The 26,301-nt window shown below is 50.5% G+C and carries 29 protein-coding genes and 1 tRNA gene; 18 read left to right on the top strand and 12 right to left on the bottom strand.

The annotated features are described in order from the left end of the window. Complete coding sequence (locus EZM41_RS04310; RefSeq protein ID WP_198469871.1) at nucleotides 1-882, bottom strand: lysophospholipid acyltransferase family protein; 882 nt, start codon at nucleotides 880-882, stop codon at nucleotides 1-3. Nucleotides 883-1,219: 337 nt separating this feature from the next. On the opposite strand from EZM41_RS04310, the gene pseB reads away from it, so the two are divergent. The 12 genes from pseB to EZM41_RS04250 all read left to right on the top strand — a co-directional run bounded on the left by pseB (nucleotide 1,220) and on the right by EZM41_RS04250 (nucleotide 11,338). Beyond that, nucleotides 1,220-2,197, top strand: a complete 978-nt coding sequence (gene pseB / locus EZM41_RS04305; RefSeq protein ID WP_198469869.1) for a UDP-N-acetylglucosamine 4,6-dehydratase (inverting) — start codon at nucleotides 1,220-1,222, stop codon at nucleotides 2,195-2,197. Nucleotides 2,198-2,230: 33 nt separating this feature from the next. Continuing rightward, nucleotides 2,231-3,382 carry a UDP-4-amino-4,6-dideoxy-N-acetyl-beta-L-altrosamine transaminase gene (pseC, locus tag EZM41_RS04300; RefSeq protein ID WP_198469866.1) on the top strand — a complete coding sequence of 384 codons (1,152 nt, stop codon included), beginning with the start codon at nucleotides 2,231-2,233 and terminating at the stop codon, nucleotides 3,380-3,382. A gap of 2 nt (nucleotides 3,383-3,384) precedes the next feature. Further along, nucleotides 3,385-4,401 carry a Gfo/Idh/MocA family protein gene (locus EZM41_RS04295; protein ID WP_198469860.1) on the top strand — a complete coding sequence of 339 codons (1,017 nt, stop codon included), beginning with the start codon at nucleotides 3,385-3,387 and terminating at the stop codon, nucleotides 4,399-4,401. Further along, nucleotides 4,388-5,161, top strand: coding sequence for an acylneuraminate cytidylyltransferase family protein (locus tag EZM41_RS04290; RefSeq protein ID WP_232619055.1), 774 nt, complete (start codon nucleotides 4,388-4,390; stop codon nucleotides 5,159-5,161). The genes EZM41_RS04295 and EZM41_RS04290 overlap by 14 nt, the downstream gene beginning before the upstream one ends. Then, on the top strand, nucleotides 5,151-5,852 hold the full coding sequence (locus EZM41_RS04285; RefSeq protein ID WP_198469858.1) for an acylneuraminate cytidylyltransferase family protein: 702 nt from the start codon (nucleotides 5,151-5,153) through the stop codon (nucleotides 5,850-5,852). Before EZM41_RS04290 ends, EZM41_RS04285 begins: the two co-directional genes overlap by 11 nt. Next, nucleotides 5,849-6,628 carry an SDR family NAD(P)-dependent oxidoreductase gene (locus EZM41_RS04280; protein ID WP_198469856.1) on the top strand — a complete coding sequence of 260 codons (780 nt, stop codon included), beginning with the start codon at nucleotides 5,849-5,851 and terminating at the stop codon, nucleotides 6,626-6,628. Before EZM41_RS04285 ends, EZM41_RS04280 begins: the two co-directional genes overlap by 4 nt. Then, complete coding sequence (gene pseG, locus EZM41_RS04275) at nucleotides 6,622-8,121, top strand: UDP-2,4-diacetamido-2,4,6-trideoxy-beta-L-altropyranose hydrolase (protein WP_342449232.1); 1,500 nt, start codon at nucleotides 6,622-6,624, stop codon at nucleotides 8,119-8,121. Before EZM41_RS04280 ends, pseG begins: the two co-directional genes overlap by 7 nt. Nucleotide 8,122: 1 nt before the next feature. Next, nucleotides 8,123-8,833 (top strand): hypothetical protein, encoded by a 711-nt coding sequence (locus EZM41_RS04270; RefSeq protein WP_198469852.1) that lies wholly within the window; start codon nucleotides 8,123-8,125, stop codon nucleotides 8,831-8,833. Beyond that, nucleotides 8,830-9,510 carry a PIG-L deacetylase family protein gene (locus EZM41_RS04265; protein WP_198469851.1) on the top strand — a complete coding sequence of 227 codons (681 nt, stop codon included), beginning with the start codon at nucleotides 8,830-8,832 and terminating at the stop codon, nucleotides 9,508-9,510. The genes EZM41_RS04270 and EZM41_RS04265 overlap by 4 nt, the downstream gene beginning before the upstream one ends. A 13-nt stretch (nucleotides 9,511-9,523) precedes the next feature. Further along, nucleotides 9,524-10,576 carry a pseudaminic acid synthase gene (gene pseI, locus EZM41_RS04260; RefSeq protein WP_342449231.1) on the top strand — a complete coding sequence of 351 codons (1,053 nt, stop codon included), beginning with the start codon at nucleotides 9,524-9,526 and terminating at the stop codon, nucleotides 10,574-10,576. 242 nt (nucleotides 10,577-10,818) lie between these two features. Then, nucleotides 10,819-11,100 carry an excisionase family DNA-binding protein gene (locus EZM41_RS04255; RefSeq protein WP_198469849.1) on the top strand — a complete coding sequence of 94 codons (282 nt, stop codon included), beginning with the start codon at nucleotides 10,819-10,821 and terminating at the stop codon, nucleotides 11,098-11,100. Continuing rightward, nucleotides 11,087-11,338 carry a type II toxin-antitoxin system PemK/MazF family toxin gene (locus EZM41_RS04250; RefSeq protein ID WP_198469847.1) on the top strand — a complete coding sequence of 84 codons (252 nt, stop codon included), beginning with the start codon at nucleotides 11,087-11,089 and terminating at the stop codon, nucleotides 11,336-11,338. Before EZM41_RS04255 ends, EZM41_RS04250 begins: the two co-directional genes overlap by 14 nt. Before the next feature lie 150 nt (nucleotides 11,339-11,488). On the opposite strand, the gene EZM41_RS04245 is transcribed toward EZM41_RS04250, so the two are convergent. Continuing rightward, the gene (locus EZM41_RS04245) at nucleotides 11,489-11,686 is read right to left on the bottom strand and encodes a DUF86 domain-containing protein (protein WP_232619054.1); all 198 of its coding nucleotides are present in this window, start codon (nucleotides 11,684-11,686) and stop codon (nucleotides 11,489-11,491) included. Between the two features lie 241 nt (nucleotides 11,687-11,927). Beyond that, nucleotides 11,928-12,392: a nucleotidyltransferase domain-containing protein gene (locus EZM41_RS04240; RefSeq protein ID WP_198469843.1), complete on the bottom strand. Its 465-nt coding sequence runs from the start codon at nucleotides 12,390-12,392 to the stop codon at nucleotides 11,928-11,930. A 320-nt stretch (nucleotides 12,393-12,712) separates the two neighbouring features. Between EZM41_RS04240 and EZM41_RS13560 the strand changes: the two genes are divergently transcribed. Further along, complete coding sequence (locus tag EZM41_RS13560) at nucleotides 12,713-13,138, top strand: Rpn family recombination-promoting nuclease/putative transposase (RefSeq protein WP_342449230.1); 426 nt, start codon at nucleotides 12,713-12,715, stop codon at nucleotides 13,136-13,138. A 21-nt stretch (nucleotides 13,139-13,159) separates the two neighbouring features. Then, nucleotides 13,160-13,642, top strand: a complete 483-nt coding sequence (locus tag EZM41_RS14305) for a DUF4351 domain-containing protein (RefSeq protein ID WP_342449229.1) — start codon at nucleotides 13,160-13,162, stop codon at nucleotides 13,640-13,642. A gap of 67 nt (nucleotides 13,643-13,709) precedes the next feature. On the opposite strand, the gene EZM41_RS04230 is transcribed toward EZM41_RS14305, so the two are convergent. The 6 genes from EZM41_RS04230 to EZM41_RS04205 all read right to left on the bottom strand — a co-directional run bounded on the left by EZM41_RS04230 (nucleotide 13,710) and on the right by EZM41_RS04205 (nucleotide 20,417). Next, nucleotides 13,710-14,108, bottom strand: a complete 399-nt coding sequence (locus EZM41_RS04230) for a flagellar protein FlaG (protein ID WP_342449228.1) — start codon at nucleotides 14,106-14,108, stop codon at nucleotides 13,710-13,712. A 165-nt stretch (nucleotides 14,109-14,273) separates the two neighbouring features. Next, nucleotides 14,274-16,625: a flagellin N-terminal helical domain-containing protein gene (locus EZM41_RS04225; protein ID WP_198469841.1), complete on the bottom strand. Its 2,352-nt coding sequence runs from the start codon at nucleotides 16,623-16,625 to the stop codon at nucleotides 14,274-14,276. A gap of 130 nt (nucleotides 16,626-16,755) precedes the next feature. Then, nucleotides 16,756-19,458: a motility associated factor glycosyltransferase family protein gene (locus EZM41_RS04220; RefSeq protein WP_198469839.1), complete on the bottom strand. Its 2,703-nt coding sequence runs from the start codon at nucleotides 19,456-19,458 to the stop codon at nucleotides 16,756-16,758. 49 nt (nucleotides 19,459-19,507) lie between these two features. Further along, nucleotides 19,508-19,732, bottom strand: coding sequence for a carbon storage regulator CsrA (csrA, locus tag EZM41_RS04215; RefSeq protein WP_342449233.1), 225 nt, complete (start codon nucleotides 19,730-19,732; stop codon nucleotides 19,508-19,510). A gap of 8 nt (nucleotides 19,733-19,740) precedes the next feature. Further along, on the bottom strand, nucleotides 19,741-20,238 hold the full coding sequence (gene fliW / locus EZM41_RS04210) for a flagellar assembly protein FliW (protein WP_232619053.1): 498 nt from the start codon (nucleotides 20,236-20,238) through the stop codon (nucleotides 19,741-19,743). 5 nt (nucleotides 20,239-20,243) lie between these two features. Then, nucleotides 20,244-20,417, bottom strand: coding sequence for a hypothetical protein (locus tag EZM41_RS04205; protein ID WP_198469833.1), 174 nt, complete (start codon nucleotides 20,415-20,417; stop codon nucleotides 20,244-20,246). Nucleotides 20,418-20,551: 134 nt separating this feature from the next. Between EZM41_RS04205 and larA the strand changes: the two genes are divergently transcribed. Then, nucleotides 20,552-21,805, top strand: coding sequence for a nickel-dependent lactate racemase (larA, locus tag EZM41_RS04200; protein WP_198469831.1), 1,254 nt, complete (start codon nucleotides 20,552-20,554; stop codon nucleotides 21,803-21,805). A 225-nt stretch (nucleotides 21,806-22,030) separates the two neighbouring features. On the opposite strand, the gene EZM41_RS04195 is transcribed toward larA, so the two are convergent. The 3 genes from EZM41_RS04195 to EZM41_RS04185 all read right to left on the bottom strand — a co-directional run bounded on the left by EZM41_RS04195 (nucleotide 22,031) and on the right by EZM41_RS04185 (nucleotide 24,110). Next, nucleotides 22,031-22,789 (bottom strand): transporter substrate-binding domain-containing protein, encoded by a 759-nt coding sequence (locus tag EZM41_RS04195; protein ID WP_198469829.1) that lies wholly within the window; start codon nucleotides 22,787-22,789, stop codon nucleotides 22,031-22,033. Between the two features lie 52 nt (nucleotides 22,790-22,841). Then, entirely contained in the window at nucleotides 22,842-23,303 is a 462-nt protein-coding gene (gene mscL, locus EZM41_RS04190; protein ID WP_198469827.1) for a large conductance mechanosensitive channel protein MscL, read from the bottom strand. 730 nt (nucleotides 23,304-24,033) lie between these two features. Beyond that, nucleotides 24,034-24,110 (bottom strand) — tRNA-Arg (locus EZM41_RS04185). Between the two features lie 249 nt (nucleotides 24,111-24,359). Here EZM41_RS04185 and EZM41_RS04180 point away from each other — a divergent pair. The 3 genes from EZM41_RS04180 to porA all read left to right on the top strand — a co-directional run. Then, nucleotides 24,360-24,932 (top strand): 2-oxoacid:acceptor oxidoreductase family protein, encoded by a 573-nt coding sequence (locus EZM41_RS04180; protein WP_198469825.1) that lies wholly within the window; start codon nucleotides 24,360-24,362, stop codon nucleotides 24,930-24,932. A gap of 13 nt (nucleotides 24,933-24,945) precedes the next feature. Continuing rightward, nucleotides 24,946-25,236, top strand: a complete 291-nt coding sequence (gene porD / locus EZM41_RS04175) for a pyruvate synthase subunit PorD (protein ID WP_198469823.1) — start codon at nucleotides 24,946-24,948, stop codon at nucleotides 25,234-25,236. 13 nt (nucleotides 25,237-25,249) lie between these two features. After that, nucleotides 25,250-26,301 (top strand): pyruvate ferredoxin oxidoreductase (gene porA, locus EZM41_RS04170; protein ID WP_198469821.1); only part of this gene is annotated, 1,052 nt, incomplete at its 3' end.

Genomic DNA, 26,301 nt, shown 5'->3' with positions numbered 1-26,301 from the left:
CTAGTCCCCTTTCACGGTGGAAGCCCAACGCGGATAAAGCCAAAGCCAACCTTCGGGAAATCGTGCTATCCACTCGCTTATGACATCATTGCACCGCGTCACCGAGGCTTTCACGTCTGCGGTGACCTCGAGCGGAGGGAGTACGTAAAGGTCGTGTCGGCGCACAGAGTCGCGGCGCACGATGAAAAGCGGCACTATGGGCGAACCCATCCTCTGAGCGAGCTTCACGGGACCGTAAGGGGTGCTCGCGGGCAGCCCTAAAAACGGCGCCACAATTCCCTTTTCCTTGGCATCCTGGTCAAGCAATACGCCCAAGATCTCACCGCGCCTCAGGCATCCTATCGCGCCTCTTAAGTCGAAGCCCTTACCTATAGTCGTTACGCCGACGCCTTTCCTCAGCTCAACGAGCATATCGGTGAGGCGATCGTCGCGCTGCTCGGCCCCTACCACCTTCATAGGATAACCTTTTATGCCTAAATAGGCGGCGGCGAGCTCCCAGTTGCCCAAGTGCCCCGTGAGGAGTATGACCCCTTTCCCGAGCGCGAGGGCGCGATCCAGATTCTCGAGGCCGTGCGCTTCCACAATTTCCCCTATTTTACCTTTAATTACGGGGAAGCGCAGCGCCTCCGCAAGGCTGCGCCCCAAGTTTACATAAGAAAGGCGCACGATTCTTCGGGCCTCCGACGGGTCTACCCTTAGGGCTCTGGCGCATCGCGCTTCCGCTTCCCTCACCCTGCGCCCGCTCAAAGACCACACCGCTGTGGCTACGGCAGACCCCAAAGACAAAGAGACACCGTGAGGCAGGAACCTGAAGAAGCGCGCCAAGAGTAACAGCGACCACCATATGAGGTTTTGCGCTAAGGACTTTCGTGGTTTGCTCAAACGTCGCCCCTCTCTAAAATATCAACCGCCGAAGACCGCACCTGCGCGGCGACCTTTTGCGGCGATAAGCGTCTTGTCTTTAGTTTTTTATTATATGCTAAAAGGTGATAGGTGAAGGTGGATGTGAAGGTGGATGTGAAGGTGAGAGTGAGGGACAAAGAAAGGGGGTTCCTTGTATCCCTTTAAAAAATAGGCGAAAACCTGTGCGCGGCAAAACCTGCGCAAATGGCAAAAATCGCTTTCAACTTCGGCCGATAAGGTCGAAACATATATGCAGGCTCTTTGTAGAAACTTGTGATGCAAAGGTAACCTTTATCGCACAGGAGGTTCGCTCAAAGTGGCTCTTACCGCAAAGACCATTCTTTTAACCGGGGGCACCGGCTCTTTCGGAAAGAAGTTCACCGAAATGGCCTTAAAAGAGCATAACCCCAAGGCGGTTCGGATATTTTCCAGGGGAGAATTTCTCCAGATGGAGATGCGCAAGCGCTTTAATGGAGATCCGCGCCTTCGCTTCTTTATAGGAGACGTGCGCGACAAAGACCGCTTGTATCGAGCAGCAAACGGCGTGGATATCATCGTCCACGCCGCGGCATTGAAGCAAGTGCCAACGTGCGAGTATAACCCCATCGAGGCCGTTAAAACCAACATAGATGGCGCCTCTAACATAATCGACGCCGCCATAGACAACGGCGTCGAAAAGGTACTCGCCATAAGCACAGACAAGGCGGTTTGCCCTGTCAACCTTTATGGCGCTACAAAGCTCGTGGCAGAAAAGCTATTCGTTCACGGCAACGCGTATACTGGCGGCAAAAAGACGCGCTTTTCCGTCGTAAGATACGGCAACGTGGTGGGAAGCAGGGGAAGCGTCATTCCGCTATTTTTAGAACAAAGGCGCACAGGCAAACTCACGATAACCGACGATCGGATGACCAGGTTTTGGATAACCTTAGACCAAGGCGTGCGCTTCGTGATAAATTCTATAGAAAGGATGAAGGGCGGGGAAATCTTTATACCAAAAATACCCAGCATGAAGATAGTGGACCTCGCAAAGTGCATCGCCCCCGAAGCAGAGCTTGAGGTAGTTGGCATAAGGCCGGGGGAGAAGCTGCACGAATGCCTCTTAACGGAAGAAGAGTCGCGCCACGCCGTGGAATACGACGACAGTTTCGTAATAGAGCCTGAGCACCCCTTTTGGGACAAAAATAACTCTAAAGGGAGCAAGCCTGTTCCTGAAGGCTTCGCCTACACCAGCGACAACAACTCCTGGTGGCTTTCGCCCCAGGAGCTTACAAACATGATAAAAGAGTTAGAATAAGGTAAATTTTTAAGGTTTAGGCAGGCGATATATATGAGCGCTATCCCCTACGGGCGCCAATGGGTAACGGAAGAAGACGTAAAAGCTGTTTCGGACGTCTTAAGGTTCGACTGGCTCACAACTGGGCCTAAAGTTGAAGAGTTTGAGGAAGCCTTTGCCGCGAAAGTGGGCTCGCGATACGCGGTAGCTTTAAGCAGCGGGACGGCAGCGCTACATGCGGCTGCCTTCGCCGCCCGCATAGGGCCAGAAGACGAAGTGATAACCACCCCCATGACGTTTGCTGCCACCGCAAACTGCGTCCTCTACCAGGGGGCTCGCCCTGTCTTTTCTGACGTGGAGCCCGAAACCCTGCTCATCGACGTAAGTGAAATAGAAGAAAAGATAACCCCTAAGACCAAGGCCATAGTAGCCGTCGATTATGCGGGCCAACCCTGCGATTACGACGAGCTGAAGAATATAGCTAAAAGGCACAACCTCACGCTGATAGCCGACGCTTGCCATGCCTTGGGCGCCACGTACAAAGGTCGTAGCGTCGGTGCCCTCGCGGACATGACTGTCTTTAGCTTCCACCCAGTAAAGCACATTACGACTGGCGAAGGTGGGATGGTAACTACAGACGACCCAGAGTTGGCTAAAGTCATGCGCATCTTTAGAAACCACGGCATCACGAGCGACCACAGAGAGCGCGAAAGGTGCGGCTCTTGGTTTTACGAAATGGTCGATTTGGGCTACAACTACCGCCTGCCCGACATAAACTGCGCCTTGGGCTTGAGCCAGCTAAAGAGGCTCGACCAAAACGTGTCGCGCCGCAGGGAATTGGCCGCCTTTTACAACGAAGCTTTTTCAAGAATCGAAGCGGTAAGGCCCTTAACCCAGAAGGCCGATAGAAATTCGGCATGGCATTTATACGTGGTAAAGTTAGATCTAAACAAAATAAGCATCGACAGAAAAATCGACAGAAAAGACATATTTTCATCGCTTAGAAACGAAGGCATAGGCGTAAATGTCCACTACATCCCGGTGTACTGGCACCCTTACTACCAAAAGCTCGGTTACAAAAAGGGCCTATGCCCGGTAGCCGAAGAGGCATACGAAGAGATCATAACGCTTCCCCTCTTTTACGCCATGAGCGACAATGATGTAAGTAATGTTGTAGCTGCAGTGCGAAAGGTCGTTAGCTGTTAACAATGAGCGGGCAAGTGTTAGATTACTCCGTTTTAGTAGTTGGGTCAGGTTCCATTGGTAGGCGACACTTGCGTAATTTGCGTAAAATAGGAATCCAACATTTAGCAGCTTGCGACGCCGACCAAGAACGATTGGCACCTATGGTGACCGAACTAAATGTGAAACCGTTTAGCGATTTTGATGAAGCATTGGCGTCGATTAAGCCAGAGTTGGTATTCATATGCACGCCACCCATATTTCATGTCCCCCAGGCTTTAAAAGCCGTGCGAGTTAACGCGCATGTGTTCATTGAGAAGCCACTTTCACATACGCTCGATGCTGTTGCTGAATTGATCACTGAGGCTGAAAGTCGTCGACGTGTTGTCCAAGTGGGTTACAATTTACGTTTTCATCCTGGACTTCTAAAAGTTAAGCAATTAGTTGATGAAGGCACAATAGGACGGGTCTTGTGGGCATATGCTGAAGTAGGGCAGTATCTTCCAGATTGGCGACCATGGCAGGATTACCGGCAAAGCTATACGGCCAGAAGAGATTTGGGTGGCGGCATTATCCTGGATGGTTCGCACGAGCTTGATTATGTCATTTGGTTGTTAGGGCGCCCTATAGAATTAATATGCATGGCTGGCAAGGTGAGCAATTTAATAGTAAACGTCGAAGATTGCGCGACTATATTGTTGCGCTTCGAAAATGGCACCCAGGCTGACATCCACATGGATTTTGTGCAGCGTGGTTATGCCAGATTGTGCAAGCTTGCAGGTGAAAAGGGCACTATAGTTTGGGATTATTCAAAAAGCGAGGTCCAAATTTTTAGAGCCGATGGAGCCGGTTGGGAAACTATTTCTTATGAATTTGATCCGAACCAAACATACATAGCCGAAGTAGAACACTTTTTGGCACGAGTAACTTGTGAAGATGCGTCGTTAGTTAGCTTGAAAGAAAGCTATCAAACATTACAAGTGGCCCTTGCAGCACATTGCGCATCACAACGGAGAAAGGTGATATGTATTGACTATAAATAATCAATTTCTTATTGCGCTTATACCCGCGCGTGGAGGCTCTAAGCGGATCCCCAGTAAAAACATTTATCCATTTTTTGGTCACCCGATGCTCGCATATACTATTGCTGCTGCTTTGAGGAGCGGGCTATTTGATAGAGTTATAGTCACGACGGATGACCCTTTTATTGGCAAGGTTGCCGAGTGGTATGGCGCTGAATATCTACCTCGTCCTGAGGAGTTGGCTACAGATGAGGCTTCCCTCGTAGATGTGGAACTACATGCACTTAAAACTGTGGGGAGTCAGGGTGCAAAAGTGGACATAATATGCCAACTCATGCCAAACTGCCCCTTAAGACGCAGCGATGACATCATTGAACATTACCGCCTTTTTGAGGCTAATCGTAGGCTTTTTCAGATATCCGTCGTGCCATATAGGGTGGTTTATCCACACTGGGCATTGACAATGGATGATGAGGGCAAAGGAAATTGGTTATTCGGCCCAGCGCATAATACCCTAAGCCAACATCTTAAAAAAGCTTATTGCCCGACAGGCGCAATTTGGTGGGCAAGAGCATCTGCTTTTGTTTCGCAGCGGGCTTTTTACGGAGACCCTTTTCATTTAGCGGTGATGGATGCAAACAGAGGCGTGGATTTGGATTGCATGGAAGATGTTGAATTCGCTGATGTGTTAGTGCGAGGCCTATGGCAAAGAGACGAGAAGTCTCCTCTTGAGCCTGTGGATAGTAAACCATTCCTAGGGGGACAATTTTATGATCGATAAAATGCTATGCTGTATTCCTGCCAGGGCAGGTAGCAAGAGGCTTCCAGGCAAGAATTTGTTGCCTTTAGCTGGCAAACCCATGATTGCTTATTCAATTGAAGCAGCTCTTGATTCTGGCCTATTCGATAATGTTTATGTAAGCACAGAAGACGTAACTATCGCGGAAGTGGCTCGCCGCTACGGCGCAAGCGTGCCCACTTTGGTGCCACCGGAATTGTGTGGAGATTTGGTGGCTTCTCACAAACCATGTCAATATATAGCCGAGTTTCTTAAAAACAAAGGGCAGCACAAAGAAGCCTTGGTTTGTTTGCAACCTACTTCTCCGTTACGTTCTGTTGAGGATTTAAGAGCGGGTGTGGATCGTTTCTTGCAAGGAGATTTGGATTATGTAGTTAGCGTTACTAAGATTGACCCGCACTATTTCCATTGGGCTGTGATACCAGACGAAGAAAGTGGTTATTGGCGGAGATATTTTGGCGATAAATATATGCAAGAACGCCCTCTACTGCCCTCCGTATATCGTCCCAATGGTTCAATCAAAATTGCGAAACTGAACGAGCTACAAAAAACAGGACATTTTTTTGGCTATCGATTAGGCGTGATAGAAACTCCGGAGGAACGGTCCGTTCATGTAGGAACCCAATTTGATTTTGATCTATGTGAGTTTTTTCTTAGGAGGAGAAGTAAATGAAAGGGCTGTCCGGCTGTATCGCATTGGTAACAGGTGCGACGGGTCTATTGGGAAAAGCTATTACACTAAGGTTGGCAGCCTCTGATGTAAGGGTAATAGTTGCTTCACGGCGGATTGAAAAGGCAAAAGAGTGGATCAGCGAGCAGGCCAGTGACTGCGCTACTAAGTTATTCCCTGTCGAGTTGGACTTGACGGATGAAAGTAGCATTGAGTTTGCCTTTGAGCAAATGGCGAAAAAGGTTGGAGTTCCAACAATATTGATAGCTAATGCATCGTTGCGCGATGGTCTTGCAACACCTTTTGAACAGTTAACCCATGATAATTTCGTGCAGTTGTTTAAAGTGGATGTGGCGGGTCATTTTCTTTGTGCTCGGAATATAGTTACACGGCTTGGTTCAGATAAGACGGCTAGCATTGTGTTTTTGTCTTCAATATATAGCATAGTTGGTGTAGATCATTCTATTTATCCTCCAGGGATGCTTTTTACGCCACCTCAGTATGCTGCGGTTAAAGCCGGAATGTTGGGGCTTGTCAGGTACTTGGCAGCGCTTTGGGGGCGACAAGGCGTCCGAGTTAATGCTATTGTAGCTGGTGGTGTTCGTTCCGCTTCAAGACAGTCCGATGAATTTGTAAGTAACTACGCCAGAAAGACAATGTTGGGACGCATGGCTGCTCCAGAAGAGATCGCTAACGCCGTAGCATTTTTATCTTCAGATGAGGCTTCTTACATTACCGGTGAATGTCTGGTTGTGGATGGGGGATTTTCCGCGTGGTAACATTAGAACCTCTTATTATCCGTGCCGATGCCGGCCTTCATATAGGTAGCGGTCACTTAATGCGCTGCCTCGCCCTGGCTCAAGGATGGAAAGACGGTGGCGGTGAGGTCGTTTTCGCCACTGCATGCTCAAACGACAACCTGCTCGGCCGCCTTTATGAGGAAGGTTTTAGGGTGCATAAAATAGAAAACCCATACCCTCACCCCCAAGATTGGCAGACGACAAGGCAGATCTTAGAAGAACACAAGGGGGCCTGGCTTGTTATCGACGGCTATCACTTTGACTCCTCATACCAGCGCTTGGTCAAGGAGTCGGGACACCCGCTGCTTGCTATCGATGACTATGGGCATGCCGGCCACTACTACGCCGATATAGTCTTAAACCAAAACCTCCACGCCGAAAGCCTTCCGTACTCCTGCGAGCCTTATACGAAGCTACTTTTGGGCACAAAATATGTGCTTTTGCGGCGTGAGTTTTTAAAGTGGCGCGGATGGAAGAGGGAAGTGCCGGAAGTAGCTCGTAAGTTGCTCGTTACGATGGGCGGCTCTGACCCTAAAAACGTAACCTTAAAGGTGATTAACGCCATAAACATGGTCGATTTTGAACCGCTCGAAGTGGCGGTAGTAGTTGGGCCGACTAACCCGCATTATGAAGCTTTAGAAAGAGCTGCACGCACGTCGAGGCACTCCATTATTTTGATGCGCGATGTGCCCAACATGGCAGAACTCATGAGCTGGGCCGACATCGCAATAGCTGCGGGCGGCACAACCTGCTGGGAGCTGGTATTCTCAGGCTTACCATTTATTGTTATAGCGCTGGCGAAAAACCAGCGCCTGGTCGCTGAAGCGTTTAACGATGCGGGTTGCGCTTTAAACCTAGGTTGGTATTATAATTTATCTTCTTCAGAAATAGCAGAACCTTTGCTGAGTTTGCTGCTAAATCAAAAACGCCGTGCAGAAATGAATCAGTGCGGACAGCAAATAGTGGATGGCAAAGGAGCCATAAGGGTTTTATGTTATATGGGTCTAAAAGCCCTTAGGTTGAGACCTGCATGCGAAGAGGATTGCCAGCTACTGTGGGAATGGGCAAACGATGCGCAAGTTAGAGAGTCGGCGTTTTGTTCAGTGCTGATTCCTTGGGAAGAGCATGTAAAGTGGTTCAATGACAAACTAAGCGATCCTAATTGTCTTGTCTTTATTGCAGAAGACCAAAAAGGCATCCCTATTGGGCAAATACGATTTGACATCGAGGGCGAACAGGCAGAAGTTGATGTGAGTATAGATAAAGGTAAGCGTGGCTTAGGATATGGAGCTTATATTATCGAAAATGGAGTAAAAGAGCTATTTCAGAACACGATGGTTAAAACAGTGCATGCATTTATTAAGCCAGACAATATTAGCTCGACCAAGAGCTTTGAAAAAGCTGGATTTAGATATATTGGAATAGATACCGCAAAAGGACACAAGGCAAAACATTATGTGATGGAGAGATAAAATGAGCTCTATTGAAGAAAAATGTGTATACATCGTGGCTGGTAGCAAACCATGGAATAGGCGTGTGTTTGAAGAGGTTATAAACAAGCTACCTGGGAAGTGGTATTTTGTTAGTTCGCCGCAGGAGCTAACCCTCGATAGTGTTAAAAGAATTAACCCGCGGTATATATTCTTTCTTCACTGGTCTTGGAAAGTTCCTAATGAGATTATTAATAATTATGAGTGTGTGTGTTTTCATATGACTGATGTTCCCTACGGACGTGGGGGAAGTCCTCTTCAAAATCTCATTATTAGAGGGCATCGGCACACCAAGCTCACCGCTTTGCGCATGACACAAGACTTCGACGCCGGCCCTGTTTATTTAAAAAAGGACCTTTGCCTTGAAGGCAACGCTGAAGAGATTTACATACGTACTGCCTACCTTGCTGCAGAAATGGTCAAGTGTATTATTAAAGAGCAACCAGAACCAGTGCCCCAAATTGGAGAACCCCTGGTATTTAAACGGCGTAAGCCAGAAGAAAGCGAAATTCCTGAACTTAATTCACTACAAGCGTTATATGATTTTATCCGCATGCTCGACGCCGAAGGGTATCCCCGTGCCTTTATCAAATGTAGAGGTTTTTTGTATGAATTTAGCAGGGCAGCGCTATATGATGGACGCATTGTGGCCGATGTAACCATAAGACCCTTGAAAGATAGCGATGTTTCATGAATATTTTAGTTGTGGCTGCGCACCCCGATGACGAAGTCCTTGGTTGCGGTGGCACTATCGCTCGACTAACCCAAGAAGGGCACGACGTTTACATTGCCATTTTGGGCGAAGGCATCACGTCCCGCTACGAAAAGCGAGAAGAAGCCGACCAGACGCTGGTTAAGGAGCTTCAGGGCCGTTGCGAGAAAGCGGCAGGATTATTGGGCGCTAAAGACCTTTTTCTTTACGGTTTACCCGACAATCGTTTCGATACCGTGCCGCTATTGGATGTAATTAAGATTATTGAAGGGCTGATAGAGCACTTGCAACCCCGAGTAATCTTTACTCATCATGGCGGCGACCTAAATATAGACCACGTTATAATGCACCGGGCGGTGCTGACGGCGACGCGCCCTGTGGAAGATCAATCTGTGCGGGAAATTTGTGCCTTTGAGGTCCCTTCATCTACGGAGTGGAGCTTCCAGCAGTTTGACCCCACTTTCCACCCCAACGTCTTTGTAGACATCAGCAAGACTGTAAACGTTAAAATCAAAGCCTTATCTTGCTACGATACAGAAGTTCGCGCATTTCCTCACCCACGATCCCCTGAAGCGATTTGCGCTATTTCACGCCGCTGGGGAACTGTTGTAGGCAGAGAGGCTGTTGAGGCTTTCGAAATGATACGTTCTATCCGATAGGAGGTAAAAAGCGGTGAGTTCACATATAGAAATTGGCAAGCGACGCATTGGGCAAGAATGTCCGGTTTACGTCATTGCAGAGATGTCAGCCAACCACAATGGAGACTTCAACCAAGCTGTAAGGATTTTGCATGCCGCCAAAGAAGCTGGGGCCGATGCGGTGAAACTTCAGACATATACCCCAGATACCATAACTATTAAGTCCGATGCCCCCGAATTTCGTATAGACGGGACTATTTGGGAAGGGCGCGTGCTTTACGATTTATACTCTGAGGCCTACATGCCTTGGGAATGGCAGCCTAAACTAAAAGAGATCGCAAACGATTTAGGGTTAGACTTATTCTCCACGGCTTTTGACTCCACGGCTGTGGATTTCTTGGAAGAAATGGACGTGCCAGTCCATAAGGTCGCTTCGTTTGAAATCGTCGATATCCCGCTTATAGAAAAGATGGCCCGAACAGGAAAGCCCTTAATCATATCTACTGGTATGGCGACATTGGCCGAGATAGACGAAGCCGTTAGCGCCGCTAAAGGCGCTGGAGCTTCTCAAGTTGCCCTGCTTAAATGCAATAGCGCCTACCCCGCCCCTCTTGAAGAGATGAACCTGCGCACCATCCCACACATGGCCGAAGGCTTTGGCCTTCCAGTGGGGCTATCTGACCATACCTTGGGAATAGCAGCGCCTGTCGCTGCGGTCGCGTTAGGAGCCTGCATTATAGAAAAGCACTTTACACTGTCGCGCGATTTTCCAGGCCCAGATTCTGCCTTTTCTATAGAGCCGCACGAATTGAAAGCCATGGTCGAAGCTGTGAGGGCTGCTGAAAAAACGCTCGGTAAAGTATATTACGGAGTAAGTGAAAAAGAGGCAAAGAGCCGAGTTTTTAGGCGCTCCTTATTTGTCGTTAAAGACGTAAAAGCTGGTGAGGGTTTTACGGAAGACAACGTCCGTTCTATCAGGCCCGGCCATGGCCTGCCCCCTAAATTCTTGAAAGAAGTGCTGGGAAAGAAAGCCTCTTGCGACATAAAGCGCGGGACACCCCTGTCGTGGGGTCACATAGGCAGCTAAAGTGAGGCTATAGCGACAATGAACCCTTGAAAATATGTGGCGAAAGCGAGAGCGAGCGATAAAGACAAGGGTTAAGCGAGGCTAAATGGGGATGTGAAACGTAAGGCGTGAGATGTGAACAAATGAGCGTGGATATGAAGGTGAGAGAAAACAAAGATTAGTGGCCTCAAGTGGTTGCAAATTCTTGCCAAAAAGCTAAACTTTTGCCAGAACTTGATAAATAAAGACGTGGAGACAAAAGCGTGACGACACAACAAGAGTGGTTTACGGTAGATGAGGCTGCTAAGCGTCTGCGGGTATCAAAGCGGACAATTTACAGGCTTTGCCACGAGAAAAAATTGACGGGTTATAGGACCAGCAAGAGAGGCTCTTGGCGTTTCCGCAAGGACGAGCTTGATAAAGCCCTCAAAAAAAGCGCATTTGAGAATGACGCCAACGGTTTAATTGCGCTTACAGCCGAAGTAGACCCAGTGCTTGCCGAAGTTTGGGACAACGAAAAAGACGGGGCCTATGATCGAGTATAAGCGAGGAGACATAGTGCTGGTTAACTTCGTCTTTTCCGACGAGACCGGCATAAAGCGGCGCCCCGCATTGATAGTGAGCTCAGACGCTTATCATCAAGGCCGTCAAGAAGTTATCATCGCTGCTGTAACGAGCAGGAGTGATCGAATATTGGTTGGTGACCATTTGATTACAAAATGGAAGGAAGCCGGCCTGCTTTTTCCTTCAGTGGCAACTGGCATTATGCAGAAGTGGATGTGAGCGTAAATAAACGGCAGCTTTGTGGGTTTTACGCGGTGTAAAGGCAGGGCGAGCTCGCCATATCTATGCAAAAACCCGCAGGAGACGTCTTAAGGACTTACAATCAATCCAGTATCTGAACCACAGGACAATGGGTGGCTATTTTTTAGATTAACGGTCTGATTTTCTTGAGCGAATTATCGGCATAATTGATCCGATAAATTTCTCGAAGTCGTCTAGTTGTTTTGTTACAACTTCATACAACACTTCAGCCGATACCCTCTCATAACCATGAACCAGACGGTTCTGAAGGCCCACCATAGCAACATAGGTATCAAACTCTGAGGCTGAAATAACACCCTTTTCCATTAGCACCTTCAGGGTATCTCGAGCGTCGTTTGGTGGGTAACAAAACTCTTTGGCAGCCACAGGCTAGGCTATGTCGATCATCGCTTCGATGCTCGTCTGTAAAAGATACTTTAAGCCACTTAGCTTCAACGGGTCTTGAAAAATATCTTGTTCTCCACAAGTTTATTTTGTTAATAGTATTTATCTGCTCACGAATATAGGCGATCTTCCGTTCGATGCGCTCTATATCTAAGGTCATCTCTTATGCTCCCACAATGTCTTTTAGGCTTTTAATATAGCGTGGGTAATTTTCCCCATAGCGGCGGCTTATGATTTCAATAAAGTCGGTGATCGTTTCATGATCTCGATCGTAGATCAAATGCCCGTTTTTTATCACTTTAAAGGCAAAAATGCTGTTAGCCGTATTCAAAGGTATGATGTCAAAAGGGTGCCCATCGAGCCGACCAAGGCGATTCTCTACAGCAAGAGCCGTCTTAAAGTAATAGGTTTCAGGCTCCCCGCTCAACGGCTTTATGACCAACCCTATGTCGACGTCGCTGTCTGGCCGGCACAGCTCCAGAGCTGAACCAAAAAGGTAGGCCCCTGCTATTTCCTTTAGCTCTTCCAAAATCGGAACGACGACTTTTATTATGAGGTCTTCGTGCACACGCACCATGGTTTTCAATCCTTGCTCTCCTTTTGCCGCTTCAGCTCCGCGTTCGCCCATATTATACACTCGACCCGACCGCCCTTAGACGCAAGAGGCTCGGCGAATATGAGGACGATGCAAACGGCCCGGTCAGCACCGGTTCGATGGCAAATATCCCATCGACGCGCGACCACGCTTTACAAAACACAAACGGCAGCTTGTTTATTGCATAACGTAAAAAATGAGAGCTGTCAGTGGTAATATGATCTCGCTGAATGGGCTTCGATCGCCATTTTAAAGAGAAATTTGTTTTTAGGCCGCCCGAGGCCGCCCGCGCTCATGTAAAATAAGCCGTGTCGATATAGAAACTCAATCTATTAGATTTGGAGGCATCTTTCATGAAAGAAAAAGACCTATCTCCTAAGGACCCTCACGACAGGTTTTTTAAGGCCGTAATGTCAGACAGCGTGAACGTAAAACAGTTCATCGAGGAGTTTTTGCCTCAGGAGCTCTCCACGGAAATAAGCTTAAACAACATGAAGATGCTTCCGACGGAAAAGGTCAGGAGATATACGAAGTATCACATGGACTTGGCAGTAAAATGCAATATAGACGACACAAAGGCTCAAGTCTATTTCATATTCGAGCACAAATCTTATCCCGATGAGGGCGTGTTGCTTCAAATGCTGGGCTATATGTACGCGACATGGGATGAACGGAAGAAAGAAAACAAACCCCTAACGCCTATAATACCAGTAGTCGTATACCATGGCGGCCAGGAGTGGAACATACCTACGAACTTCCAAGGCCAATTTAAGAGCTAAAAAGAAACGATAAAGCCTTACATGCCTGAATTTAAATACGCCCTAATCGACTTAAGCCTGTTTTCAGACGAAGAAATAAGGCAAAAAGCCAAAGGCAACGCATTCCTTGCCGCAAGCCTTGAACTTATGAAATACGTGCCCCGCCAAGATGCCTCAAGCATCATGGGCGTAACTGATATAATATTACTGCCCGAGAGGGACAAACTGACCTTATTTTGGTACATGATCTATGCCTTGGACGTAGAAGAAGAGACCGTGTGGGAAATAGTGAAGAAACTCGGAGGTGAAGAAGTGATGCCGTCACTGGCTGAGAAGCTGATAAAGCGCGGCAAGATGGAAGGCAAACAAACCACCTTGATAAAACAGCTTCGCCGCAAATTCGGCTTAACGCATTGGGAAAAAGAAAAGATACGTTCGATAAACGACGAAGCGAAGCTCGACGCAGCCGCCGAAGCCATACTCGACGCCGAGTCTAAGTCGGAAGTTTTAAAGATGCTTGACTAACCCAAAGCCTGCTGCCACGCCAGTCTTTGACAGGCAACATCGTTAGGCCTGATTTGCGATTATAACTTCAGGCTTCCACATCGAGCAGAGCGCCGAGCATTTCGTTTATGTATGCGATAAAGCGGATGAGCTCATCCGGCGGAATCTTGCGGATCACTTCATCCCTGACGGTGTCGATGACGTGAACCTGGTACATGCCGGCCTCTTCCACATATTCAAAGCGCAAACTCCTGTCGAAGATGCGGGCCATTTCTTCTGCCTTACGAACGGCGGAGGCAAGCCCTTCTTTGGCGAGGGCAGGTTCAGCTTCCTGCTCCTGCCGCCTGCCTTCGGCCAACTTTAAAGGAGCCTCAACCTCAATAGGACCGTTTTTTAAGAGGCGTCTGCCCGCCTCAGTTGCTATTTCCCGCAAAAAACTTCCTTCATGAGAAACCTGTTTTAGGCTGTCGAGGCCGCCCGCGCTCACGGTTTAACCCCCTTTAAGATTGCGACAGTCTTAAAAAACATTAAAAAAGCAAAAACTAATCCCCCACGGGGTAGGTATAAAGTTAGGGGAAGCTAAGAAACAAAAAAATTAAAGACCTGACCCCAAAGGGGGAAGGAGGGGGAAGCCCCCTCCTTCGTGCTACTGCTACCGCAAGAGCTGGAGCACTGCCTGAGGCAGCGTGTTAGCCTGAGCTAGCATCGCGTTACCGGCCTGCATGAGTATTTGAAGCTTCGTAAAGTTCATCATTTCCTGGGCCATGTCGAGGTCGCGGATGCGGCTTTCGGCAGCGGTCAGGTTCTGAGAAGCGGTGTTCAAGTTATTTATGGTGTGTTCCAACCTGTTTTGATATGCGCCGAGCTTTGCCCTTTGGTTAGAAACGCGGTCCAAGGCAGAGTCTATGATCGTTATGGAACGGGACGCCGAGTCGCGGTCGGTGACCAGCACCCTGTGGATGCCAAGAGCGCGAGACGACATGTTGCCGATGTCTATGCCCATGTCTTCACTCTCGTTGGCGCCGATCTGAAACACCGTGGAGTTGTCGGCCAGATGTAGATAAGTTTCATAGGTGGTCGTTTCGGCTGAAAGTTCAAACTGTTTCGTGTTGTCGTTCCAGGCGATAGCGATGTCGGCCATCGGGTCAAACTCGACGTCGACGTTCGGGTGCACTATGCCTATAAGCATGTTACCCGTCACCTTGGTGTTGGAAGCTACCGTGGCGCCGCTGTGGGCATCCTGGACTGATACGCGGAACTCGTTTTCCTTGGAGTTTTGGATTACGCTGAGGCTCAAGGCCTTTATGACGTCTTCGTCACCGGCAAAAGCTATTTCGCCGTTAGTTCCGGCGACGACGCTTCGGATGACGAAGGTCCCGGCGAGGGCCTCAGGCGTATTGGCCTTATCATCGCCTTCGGACACGTAAGTTACAAACTTATCGGCATTGCTCGACACGTATTGGCCCTGGCCCAACTGGTCGCGGATCGCGGCGTTGAGCTTTTCCTGGACGTTTCTGATAGTGTCTGTGGCGTATAGCGTAACAGAAGCCTTTGTGCCGTCACCCTGGATGAGCGTTATGGTTTGAGGATCTTCAAGCAAAAAGCGCCCGTTAGCGTCCCAGAAGCGGTCGAGGTCGCGGAGCATGACGTCATCAGCTGCGACCTGCCCGATGTAAGCCGCCGTGAAGCTTGCGCCCATCACGGATTCATCTGCTACAATCCCCGTCAAAGAGCCGAAGCGGGCACTGATGTCGCCCTCGTAAGTGACGCCGTTTGCGGTGTTGAGGTAGAACGTCCTAAAGTGGACGGTCTTGTTGTCGATGCCAGCATTATTAAAGGCAAATGCCAGCGAGCCCGCGCCGTTCCAGCCTAAAGGCCATGCGGAGTTAACCTCAAAATCCCATGTGGCTACGATTTCGTTGCTAGATACATCTGCCTTAGCGTTTACTTGGTAGACAAGTTTGTCACCCTTATCTGCCTTGGAAATACTTGACAGCGTAAGGTCTATTGTCACTCCGAGACCGTTATAAGCAGTCAATCCATTCCCAGCGAGAGGGACGACTATATTTTCGTCTACGTAATTATTCATGTTGCCGTCTTTGTCCAATACGTAAGAGACGCCGCGGAACGTAACCTGGCCCGCTGCGGTGTTTACAGCAATAACCTCAAAGAGTATGTTGGCATTTGCTGAAGCAGCGCTACCTGCCACGATGACTCCGCTATAACCATAATAGCTCACCAGGTTTGCAGCTGCACTCAAGTCAATACTATTTATAGTAGTACCAGTCGAGTTAATTGATATCTGACCAATTGCAAGACTAAGCTTGTAATCTCCGGCAGGGAGGCCGTCGATGCTGACGTCATTGACGCCTTTGAGCGTGTTTACGCTCACGTTCATCATGACGTCTTCGTGCTTGATCTTAAACACGTCGCTTTTTTGAATTTGCCCCTGGCCCGGAGTGGCGTTGATGGAGATCTTAAAGTTGCCTTCGGCGGCCGCCTTCTGGCCGAACTGGTCAACTTGGCGCAGGCTGCCGCGCACGAAGGCCTTGGTCTCGAGCTTGTCCGCTGACCAAAGGACAGACGCCGTGCCGTCTAAGAGCTTTTTCTTGTTGAACTGCGTGGTCGAGGCGATGCGGTCAACCTCTTCTTTAAGCTGGTCGATCTCAAGCTGGATGACCTGGCGGTCGTTTGCCGTTAGCGTGTCGTTTGCGGCCTGTACTGCCAGTTCCCTCATCCTCTGAAGGATCGAGTGGGTCTCGTTCAGTGCGCCTTCCGCAGTTTGGATCATCGATATGCCGTCCTGGGCGTTCCTCACGGCCATATCGAGGCCTCGAACCTGAGCCCTCATCTTCTCGCTTATGGCAAGGCCCGCCGCGTCGTCGGCAGCGGTGTTGATCCTTAAACCTGTCGATAGCTTGTTAATGGACTTCTGCAGGGCTTCATTGGTGCTGTTTAAAGCGTTGTAAGTAAAAAGAGCGGGAATATTGTGGTAAACTCTCATAACTTTTCAACCTCCTTGTTTTTTGATGCTCGGGCAGGGCATCCTTGCTCTGCCGTTGGAACAAAAACTGTTGCTGTTTAAAAACTTTTCCCCTACCTTCTGCTATCTATGGCACCACCCCCTCTTTTCTTTATTCGGCCTTTGTGGCTTCAAACTTTAGCTCAAATCCAGAAAATATTTCTTTAGCAAGGCCCGCCGGCACGGGAACGCTAAGCTCTTTAAAAATGTCGAGGTTTTGCTTAATTTTTTCTAAAAAGGCCTCGATCCTTTCGTCTTTTTCGCCCAAAGCGGGGATGAGTTTTTCTGCCGTAGAAAGGCACCAAGAAGCCATAGCCCTGCTTTCATCTGGTAGGTCTTGCAAGAAGCTTTCTGCCATTTCCCAGGCTTCACCGAGCGCCTCAAAGACTTTGCCACAGGCGATAAGGCTTTCGACCTCGGCTTTGCGCTTCCTCCACTTTATCGCGGCATTTTCAGGGTCAACTTGCAAGAGGTCGCTAAAGGTAACGTATTCTTGCTCGGTAAGCGACTTCCACATGCTTTGTATCTCTTCGTCCTCAGGGGCGTAGCGCAGGGCGTTACCTAAAGCTACCTTTGCCGTTTCTATTTGAGGGAGGCGGCACAGGTCGGGCGAAGCCAAAAGGCGCGCCCAATCTTTAAGTATTGCGGTTGCTTCTTCTGTTTGGACTGTGCTATCTTCAAGCAGCTTTATGGCCTTAAAGATAAAAGCGCATCCCTCTTCGCACCTGCCTTCGCTTTCAAGGTGAAGGGCAAGCTTCCAAAACACTTTGTATGGCCAGTCTGCTGAAATGGGGTCGCACCTGGCGATGATGTTATCTATCAGCGGTTTGTTTAGGGCGGCGCTTGAAGCCTCGCTTTCGTCGAGTAAGCTTTCTAAATGCTTTAACGCTTCTTTCTCGGCAAGCGGCTTTAGGTCAAAAGGCAAAACATTTCGAGGCGCGTTTACGAAGGAGCTAAGCGCCTCTTTTGTGTAGTTGAGCCATCGAATCGCAAAATTGGCGGCCACCCGGTGGGCCGCTATGAGTTCATCGTGGGCCTTTTCCCACCGCTTGATCATCTCTATATCCCTTAGCTCCCGCGTTCGTATGATTTCAAGTAGCGTTGCGTACGCGTAGGTCTGCCCCAAAAACTCTAACACCCTGTTTTGGGCGTGGAGCGCGTCGATCACAGAAGAAGCTTCGTAAGCGAGCTTTTGCCTTTGGGCGGGTGAAAGGCCGGGTGAGGTTACGCGCGCCTTTTCTTTTTCGAGGCGGTCCAAAAGGCTTAAAGAGAGCTTAAAGCCCCCTATGCCCTCGTCGATTTTTTTAAGCACGCGCTCCGCTGAGGAAACTATATCTTCTTCTGCCGCTAAAGTCGCCGCCTGAGATGGCGTAACGTCAAGAGGTTCAAGTGAGTCCACGAAGTTGCTTAAAAACTCATTAAAAGGTATTATAGCTGTTCCTTTTATGAGCGCGCCCCCCTCGGTGCAGTCGTAAACGTTTATGCCAGACTCTTTAAGAGACGGTATCATCTGTTCAAAAAGGCGGATGAACATGAGCCATATCCTGTTTGTGTAAACGGTCCCGCCCAAAGCCCCTGGAACTTCGATGCGGTTTTCTTTAGGCACTGCGGCGTCGCCCGACTTTTCTTTTTCCCAGGCCGTGTCTTTGCTGTGGGTAAAGCCTTCAGGGCCGTAGGCGAGGTCTTGGCCTATGAGGGCGATGGAAGAAGCTCCAAGCGCTGCCGCTACGGTAGCGCACATGTGGGCCACGGAGGCGCCTGACGAAATTACGTCTCCGCCCAAAAGCTGTGCCACAACCCACAAGTCGAGGGGTAGGCCTGCTTTGCCTATAACCGCCTTGGGGCCGGGCCAGGTGCCGACGATTTGTGGCACGCAAACCGACTGCACCACCAAAAGCACGTCTTTTAGCTCTTCCTTGTAGTCTTTTACGACGTCTCTAAAGTGCTTGTCAAAAACCACGAGGCCCCTTTCCAAGGCGCAAACTATGTGAGGTTTAATGCCGTTTTTAAGGAGCTTCCTGAGCACCGTGTCCGTGGCGATTATGATGAGGCGGTCTTCTTTTCCTTTAAGGAGCTCGAAGTTTTTATCGAGCGATGGCCCTGCCGAAACCACGACGGCGGGCCTATCTTTAAAGGCGCCGGCTAAATGTCTGAGCTTTGGCCCAAAGACGACCCAGGGGGAGGCAAGCGCCATCTGGCGCAGGCCCAAAAGCGTGTCTTCCACCGAGTTTCCTATTAGTTGCAGGTTGATAAGTATGCGCTCTTTAAGCTTTGAAAATACGGCGTTAAAGGCACCACCAGCCTCGCATTCCCCCTCGTGAACGACGCACTCTAAATCCCCTGCCGCGAAAGTCCCAAGGGGGCCAACTGTAACGCCCAAAAGCTCTTGAACGAGCTCGTCGTCATCGTTTACGGCAAAACCGAGCCTCACAAAAGGAGGCAAAAGCTTATACACGAAGACTTCGTCGAGCAAGTGCAAGAGCAAATTTATATTCGGTTCTACGACGATGACCGCCATCACCGATTTGCCGAGGGTTTTAAGGGTTTTAATGAAGTAAGAAGGCGTCCCGCAGCCCATAACAAGGACGCAGGCGCTTTTTGGCGAAGCTTTTTGCCCCTGGCTTTCTTTGCGCTCGAAAAAAGGACGTTCCGTTAAGCCTTTTACCCAAAAGCCCGAAGGCGTTTCTTTGACCTCGCGTCCTGAAAGGCCGTTTTCTTTATCGAGTGATACCTTTTTCTCTTCTAAAAGGGCCTCGAGGTGCGGCTGATGTTTTTTTAGTTCTTCTATGTTTTTTTGCCAGACGGAAGAAGCCATATAAATATCACCATCCCCGGCTCGTTTTCATCTTAAGTCGCACCCGCGGTCACTTCTTAGCAGACTTGAAGAGACGCGCCAAGGCCTCGGCCTCCTTTGCCCGAGCGGCGGCCACGTTGGCTTTCTCTATCTCTTCGGCCAGCTCTTTTCGCCACACGGGAATCTCTTTTGGCGCCTCTATACCAAGTTTTACGGAGTCTCCTTTGACCTCGAGCACTGTTATCTCTATATCGTCGCCCAAGATTATGGATTCGCCCGCTTTGCGCGAGAGCACGAGCAACCTTAAGCGCCCCCTCCCGCACGAGCTTCCTCGGGAGCCGGGTGCGAGCTGCCCCTCATCGCCTCCCTGGCCGCTCTGTCAAAGAGCGGATGCGCCACGGCGTATTCCTCGTTTTGGACTATCACCTGCTTAGCCAAACGCTTATTGATATTTACTACTAAGGGTGCGCGCAGGTTGGCCGTGGCCTGCCACGGTTCATCGGGCGGGATGGTTATAACCACCAAAAGCGCCAACTCTCCCGCCGAGGAGGCCTCGATTTCCTTAATGTCTTCGCTGCAAACCTTGGCGTCGTAATCGGCTAAAATCAGTTCGGGCGGGGCCACGGGGAGCGCCACGTCGCCGTCTTTTAAGCTTTGGAGCCATTTTATGGGGCTATCTTCGTCGCCGGCGAAGACCCACTCCGTATGGTCGGCAAAACCGGGGATGCCTTTGGGAAAACGGACGACGTCCTCCTCGCTGATCTGAAGCACTCCGAACCTGAGCGTTTTTATCGCCCTCATACCATTCACCTCACGGATATGCGCTTTAGCTTTGGCTTTACAAAAAGGCCTATCTTATTTTCGGCCATCGTCGGGCACTTCAACAGCCGAAACCTCGGAAATTTCACGCCCGGGTCCACCCTCACCCTCACTCTCACCCTCACCCTCGCTTTCGCATCCACACTCACACTCACACTCACATTCACATTCACATCCACACTCACACTCACATTCACATTCACATTCACACTCACATTCACTTAAAATATATTACACTTATACTTGTGGTTACATCCGAGAGGATCGGAGTTTCTCAAAGACTGGAGGAGAGAGAATGCCTACCGTTCGCCTTCCCATCGGAAGGGATGAAATCGTTTTCGAGCTGCTGCTGCCCCTGCAGGAGACGCACATCGAGGAAGGGCATGTGAAGCGGCGCACTGCGGACGAAGCTTTGGAACACTGCATCGGTTCCCCAAGGCTTGAGGAATTGTCGAAGGGAGTCTCCAAAATAGCTGTCGTCGTGCCCGACGCAACGAGGGCATGGCAGCGCGTGCCCCTCATGGCCGAGCCTGTCAGAAGGAGGCTCGCTCAGTGCGGCGTAGAAAGCGTGGATTGGGTAATCGGAGGAGGACAGCACAGGCTGCCCACGGACGAGGAGATCGAGCTCATATTGGGTTCTGCTCCCAGCTCTGGCGACCGCATCTTAGCCCACGATGCCCTCAAAGCTGCCCCCTTGGGCAAAAAGACGACTGCCGGAACGCCCGTCGAGCTTCATCCTGCCGTCGTGGACGCGGAGCTCGTGGTGGTCTTGGGCGGCATAACGCACCACGACCTGGCCGGTTACAGCGGCGGGCGCAAGGGGATTATACCCGGCGTTGCGGGCAAGCGCTCTACCCAGCACAACCACGGCCTCGCCTTTTCGGGCAACGGCATTCACCCAGGCGTGCACTGCGGATCGCTCGACGAAAACCCGATACATCGAGACATGATGGAGTTTGTGCGCACAGCCTTAGAGGGCAAGAAATCCTTTTTGCTCAACGTGATCGGCGACAAGGAGGGAAAGCCGGCGACCTACGTGGCCGGAAGCATAGAAGAGGCCTGGGCCAAAGGCATAGAGGAAGCCGAAGCGCTCCAGGGGCTTTACATAGACGAACCCGCGGATCTGGTCATCGTTTCGAGCGGCGGCTATCCCTTTGACATAGACCTGTATCAGGCCGTGAAGGCCGTTTCCGCCACATACGGCGCCGTGCGCCCCGGAGGTGGGCTCATACTGGTGGCGGATTTGCCGGAGGGGTTGGGATATCCCGATTTCGGCACGACTTTGCTGAAGGCCATGGACGATTTCGGGAGCGCTCTCGAAGAGGTGAGGCAGAATTTCACAATACCGTCTTTTATAGCCCTAAAGACGGTGAAAAATCTGGTGGAGCTCAACAGCGTTCTCGTAACACCCAAGACGGACATAGAGTATCCCGGCATGGTCACGCATTCGCTTGGCGAAGCCTTTAGGCACATCGCTAAAGAAGCCAAGCCCAAAAAGGCCGTGGTGATCCCATCGGGAAACAGCATCGCCCTAAAGGTGCGCGCATAAAGCCTTTGTTCGTAAGGCGCTTTGGGTTAAATTTAAGGGTAAATATTTGAACCATATCGCTTAAAAACTTAAATAACAACAATAAGCGCTTGCTATTCACTTTGCTCTCACTGTTTAAGCGCCGTTTAAGCAAGTCAACGGCAAATAAAAAGCCTCTCTCGCTTTTCAAGCAGTTTTTCGGAAACAAGCCTTAGGGGGCGCAACCGTCCCCTAAGGCTTCGTTTGTTACCACTTCATCCATTTTTTAAGCAAGGCATCCAGGCGACCGTCGTCCTTCATCTTTTGTAAGACCGCGTCTACAGCTTTAAGGAACTCAGTATCGTCTTTTCTTATGGCCAACGCCTTGCCGGCGCCCGTTATCTCCTGGTCGAAGGCGATTTTAACTTTTCCCTTAAACTCATCGGACTCCACGAAGTTGTTGGCCACGGGGCGATCCATCAGGGAGGCATCGGCCCTCCCCAGGCTCACTTCGCGCACGCAGTCGTCGAACTTTTGAAAGCGCTTAACCTCCACAGTGCCAAGCCCCGTGGTGTACGTGTCCTGGACCGTTCCGAGCTGCACTGCCACGACCTTGCCCTTAAGGTCGTCGAGGGTCTTTATGTCGTCCCTATCGGCCTTCACTATGAAAGAGCTCAGGCTTATTTCGTAGGGAATCGTAAAGGAGACGCGCTTTGCCCTCTCGGGCGTCGCGGAAAGGCCGGCCGCTATCAGGTCGATCTTGCCAGAAATGAGCGCCGGGATCAGGCTGTCGAAGGGCATGTCGACCCACTCCACCTTTTTGCCGAGCTCCTTGGCTATGGTTTCCACCAGCTCTATGTCGAAGCCCTGGAGCTGGTTTTTGTCATCGCGGAACTCGTAGGGAGGGTAAGTGCTTTCCGTGCCCACCAGTATCACGTCTTTGTCGAGCGTGCCCGCCGCAGCAAACGGCACAGCCACCCACATCACCGCAACCGCCAACACAAGAGCTAAAATCGTCTTCCGCATTCCCTCGTCCTCCTTTGGGGTCTATCATTAATAGTATTTTACACTTGCTGGTTTATGTGCCGCTTTTTAGTTCCGAAGTGCAGTTCGGGCAACGGCTGGCTCTAATGGGGATAGCGGTAGCACAGTACGGGCATTCTTTTGTAGTTGGTGTCTCTTCTTCCACCTTCCTGTGGATCTGCAGCCTGGCAACCGGACGCACAATCAAAAAGTAGACGCTCGCTCCTGTTATGAGCAAGTTAACAATGGTATTTATGAAGGCCCCATAATTGACCGTAACAGCTCCGGCAGCTTGGGCAGCAGCCAGCGAGACATATGGCCCAGGGGTTGCTCCTTCTTTAAGGACAATGAAGAGATTGGTAAAATCGACGTTGCCCAGAATAAGACCTATAGGTGGCATAATGATATCCTTGACAAAAGAGTTTACAATTGCACCGAAGGCAGCACCTACGATGATGCCTACGGCCATGTCGATCATGTTGCCTCTCATTATGAATGCCTTGAAATCTTGGAGCATGCTTGCTACCTCCTTAGGCAGACCCGCATTATTACAGTTATTAGAGTTTGCTGAACCATCTTTCGTTGCCTTAGGGTATCCCTGCCAACAACCAGGATATATAGGCTACCAATCGCCACGAACACTTGGCCACGCGGGTGCAATGGATTTATATCACTATCAGGTCATCATCGTCAACGCCTCCTTGGTGGCGTCCCACATTTCCCGTAAAAAGGGGTGGCCTTGAGGTAAAGCAAACCTATGGGAAAAACCAAAGAGAGGGGTCCATCATACCCAACAAGAGTTGAACACTCTTAAAGTATGGCGTGTGAATGCTGGGTTTGTCTTCGCTTTTTGTGTCTTGGCACAGGCTCACCGCCGCTTCTAAACACAGACGGCCGAGACGGCTTGAAAGCTTCTGAAGAAGGAAAATAGAATCCGCCACTCTTAAGCAGGCAAAATTGCTACCCAGGTCAGAGCTTGACCTCGAAAAACATAAAGAAATGGGATATAAAGTACCATGGATAGAAGCAATGTAACAAAAGCGCCTCTGTCAAAGGCGTGAGTGCGACTTGCTAAAAGGCTGTAGGGCAGAAGCAAAAAAACACAGTAATTTTAAAGAGGGAAGCCTTAAATTTTAGGAAAAGCTGCAATTTCGAGTGTCATCACGGCACAGCAAGAAAGCAGGCCGTTGCTCTTAAAATCGCAATAAAAATTCCCGACAGGGCACAAAGCCAGTCGGGATAAAACCTGGCGGGCCTGGCCGGACTCGAACCGGCGACCTACGGCTTAGGAGGCCGTCGCTCTATCCTACTGAGCTACAGGTCCGCGACAAAATCTTACCATGGGAAGAAAATATGTTCAAGGCGCGGCTTTCGGCATATACGGACACATGTCGATCTGTATACACGCATCGCCCTATGTTTTATAATAAACGAAAGTTTGGAGCGGTCCGCCGCTCTTTAAAAAAGCTTACAGCCGCTTTGTATAAGGCGCGCCGGACCAAAGGAAAGGGCGCATAAACGAGCCCGCCGCAAGATACCGAAGAAAATCAAAAGGAAACGGGAGGTGCATAAAGTGCCGGTAAAGTATTTTGAGGTGAGATGGCACGGGAGAGCGGGACAAGGCGCGAAGAGCGCTTCTCAGATGCTCGCAGAGGCGGCCCTGAGAGCGGGAAAACACGTCCAGGCCTTTCCGGAATACGGGGCCGAGAGGTCGGGCGCTCCCATGAAGGCCTTCAACAGGATCGGGGACGTGCCCGTGCTCGTAAGGTCCTCCGTGGAAAACCCCGACGTGGTAGTGGTCATAGACGACACGCTGCTCTCCCCCGCCGTGGCGGAAGGGCTGAGTGACGACGGGGTTCTGCTCGTGAACACCGCAAAGGATGCCGCATTTGTGGCCGAGAAGACGCAATTTGAAGGTAAGATATGCACGGTCAACGCCACGGAGATAGCCCTTCAGGAGATCAAGAGAGGGATACCGAACACCCCCATGCTCGGGGCCCTCGCCAAAGTCACAGGCGTGGTCGCGCCAGAAGCCTTAGAGGCGCGAATAGAAGAGATGTTCGGCGACAAGTTCTCACAAGATGTCATAGAGGCCAACAAGCGCGCCCTAAAGAGGGGCTACGAAGAGGTCCGTTGTTCGCATTAGAGGAGGCGAAGACATGGCTGCAAAGGGATGGAAAGAGATACCCATCGGCGGAACGATAACGGAGGCCGGAAATGCGAAAGAGGTCAAGACCGGCTCGTGGAGGGTCATGAGGCCCATTCACGATAAAAACAAGTGCACGAGCTGCATGCTCTGCTGGCTATACTGCCCCGATCAGGCGATACTCCAAACACAAGGGCATATGGACGGCATCAATTACGACTACTGCAAGGGGTGCGGCCTGTGCTCGAGCGTATGCCCGGCAAAGGCTATCGAGATGAAGGCCGAGACGGAATTTCTGGAGTAAGGGAGGAATCGCAATGGTCACGGTAGCAGAAAAAATGCGAGCGAAGCAGGCCCTCACCGGAGCCGAAGCCGTAGCTCACGCCATGAGGCAGATAGAGCCGCATGTGGTAGCGGCTTACCCCATAACGCCACAGACGCCTATAGTTGAATATTTCGCCCAGTTCGTAGCCGACGGATTGGTCAAGACCGAAATGATCCCCGTAGAGAGCGAACACTCCGCCATGAGCGCCGTCGTCGGGGCGGCAGCCTCCGGCGCCAGGGCCATGACCGCCACCAGCGCCAACGGATTGGCCCTTATGCACGAGGTGGTCTACATAACCGCTTCCATGAGGCTCCCCGTGGTGATGCCGGTGGTAAACAGGGCCTTGAGCGGCCCCATCAACATCCACTGCGATCACAGCGACTCCATGGCCGAGCGGGATTCCGGGTGGATACAGCTCTACGCCGAGAACAACCAGGAGGCCTATGAGCTCACCGTATTGGCCGTGAGGCTCGCCGAATCGAAAGAGGTGAGGCTGCCGGTCATGGTGTGCCTTGACGGCTTTATCCTCTCGCACGGAGTGGAACCAGTCGAGATTTACCCTGACGACCAGGTGAAAAAGTTCGTGGGAGAAGCGAAACCGTACTACCCCCTGCTGGACACCTCGCACCCTGTAACGTATGGCCCCATCGACCTTTACGATTACTACTTCGAACACAAACGGCAGCAGATAGAGGGAATGAAAGGGGCTAAAGAGCTCTTCCCGGTTCTCGCCCAGGAGTTCGAAGAGGCCTTCGGAAAGAGATACGACTTCGTCGAGCGATATCGCACGGACGATGCGGATTGCGTCATAGTCGCCCTTGGTTCCACCAACAGCACGATCAAATACGCCGTCGACTGGATGAGAGAAGAGGGTCAAAAGGTGGGACTCTTGAAACTCTGGACGTTCAGGCCTTTCCCCAAAGAGGAGATCAGAAAAGCGTTGGACGGCAAGAAGGCCGTAGTCGTGCTGGACCGCGCCGCATCCTTCGGCGCGGAGGCTCCGCTCTACGAAGCCGTAAAGTCATCCCTCTATAACGCAGTCCA

It is taken from the genome of Acetomicrobium sp. S15 = DSM 107314 (assembly GCF_016125955.1).
Taxonomy (GTDB): Bacteria; Synergistota; Synergistia; order Synergistales; family Thermosynergistaceae; genus Thermosynergistes; species Thermosynergistes pyruvativorans.
Note: the sequence above shows the minus strand (reverse complement) of the source record. Positions and strands in the feature narration are given on the sequence as shown.

Excerpts from the sequence above, each read along its gene's own strand:
- pseC (WP_198469866.1), top strand. The coding sequence starts at position 2,231 with ATGAGCGCTATCCCCTACGGGCGCCAATGGGTAACGGAAGAAGACGTA.
- EZM41_RS04295 (WP_198469860.1), top strand. The coding sequence starts at position 3,385 with ATGAGCGGGCAAGTGTTAGATTACTCCGTTTTAGTAGTTGGGTCAGGT.
- EZM41_RS04285 (WP_198469858.1), top strand. The coding sequence starts at position 5,151 with ATGATCGATAAAATGCTATGCTGTATTCCTGCCAGGGCAGGTAGCAAG.
- EZM41_RS04280 (WP_198469856.1), top strand. The coding sequence starts at position 5,849 with ATGAAAGGGCTGTCCGGCTGTATCGCATTGGTAACAGGTGCGACGGGT.
- EZM41_RS04270 (WP_198469852.1), top strand. The coding sequence starts at position 8,123 with ATGAGCTCTATTGAAGAAAAATGTGTATACATCGTGGCTGGTAGCAAA.
- EZM41_RS04265 (WP_198469851.1), top strand. The coding sequence starts at position 8,830 with ATGAATATTTTAGTTGTGGCTGCGCACCCCGATGACGAAGTCCTTGGT.
- EZM41_RS04250 (WP_198469847.1), top strand. The coding sequence starts at position 11,087 with ATGATCGAGTATAAGCGAGGAGACATAGTGCTGGTTAACTTCGTCTTT.
- EZM41_RS04245 (WP_232619054.1), bottom strand. The coding sequence starts at position 11,686 with ATGGAAAAGGGTGTTATTTCAGCCTCAGAGTTTGATACCTATGTTGCT.
- EZM41_RS04240 (WP_198469843.1), bottom strand. The coding sequence starts at position 12,392 with ATGGGCGAACGCGGAGCTGAAGCGGCAAAAGGAGAGCAAGGATTGAAA.
- EZM41_RS13560 (WP_342449230.1), top strand. The coding sequence starts at position 12,713 with ATGAAAGAAAAAGACCTATCTCCTAAGGACCCTCACGACAGGTTTTTT.
- EZM41_RS14305 (WP_342449229.1), top strand. The coding sequence starts at position 13,160 with ATGCCTGAATTTAAATACGCCCTAATCGACTTAAGCCTGTTTTCAGAC.
- EZM41_RS04225 (WP_198469841.1), bottom strand. The coding sequence starts at position 16,625 with ATGAGAGTTTACCACAATATTCCCGCTCTTTTTACTTACAACGCTTTA.
- EZM41_RS04220 (WP_198469839.1), bottom strand. The coding sequence starts at position 19,458 with ATGGCTTCTTCCGTCTGGCAAAAAAACATAGAAGAACTAAAAAAACAT.
- fliW (WP_232619053.1), bottom strand. The coding sequence starts at position 20,238 with ATGAGGGCGATAAAAACGCTCAGGTTCGGAGTGCTTCAGATCAGCGAG.
- larA (WP_198469831.1), top strand. The coding sequence starts at position 20,552 with ATGCCTACCGTTCGCCTTCCCATCGGAAGGGATGAAATCGTTTTCGAG.
- EZM41_RS04195 (WP_198469829.1), bottom strand. The coding sequence starts at position 22,789 with ATGCGGAAGACGATTTTAGCTCTTGTGTTGGCGGTTGCGGTGATGTGG.
- mscL (WP_198469827.1), bottom strand. The coding sequence starts at position 23,303 with ATGCTCCAAGATTTCAAGGCATTCATAATGAGAGGCAACATGATCGAC.
- porD (WP_198469823.1), top strand. The coding sequence starts at position 24,946 with ATGGCTGCAAAGGGATGGAAAGAGATACCCATCGGCGGAACGATAACG.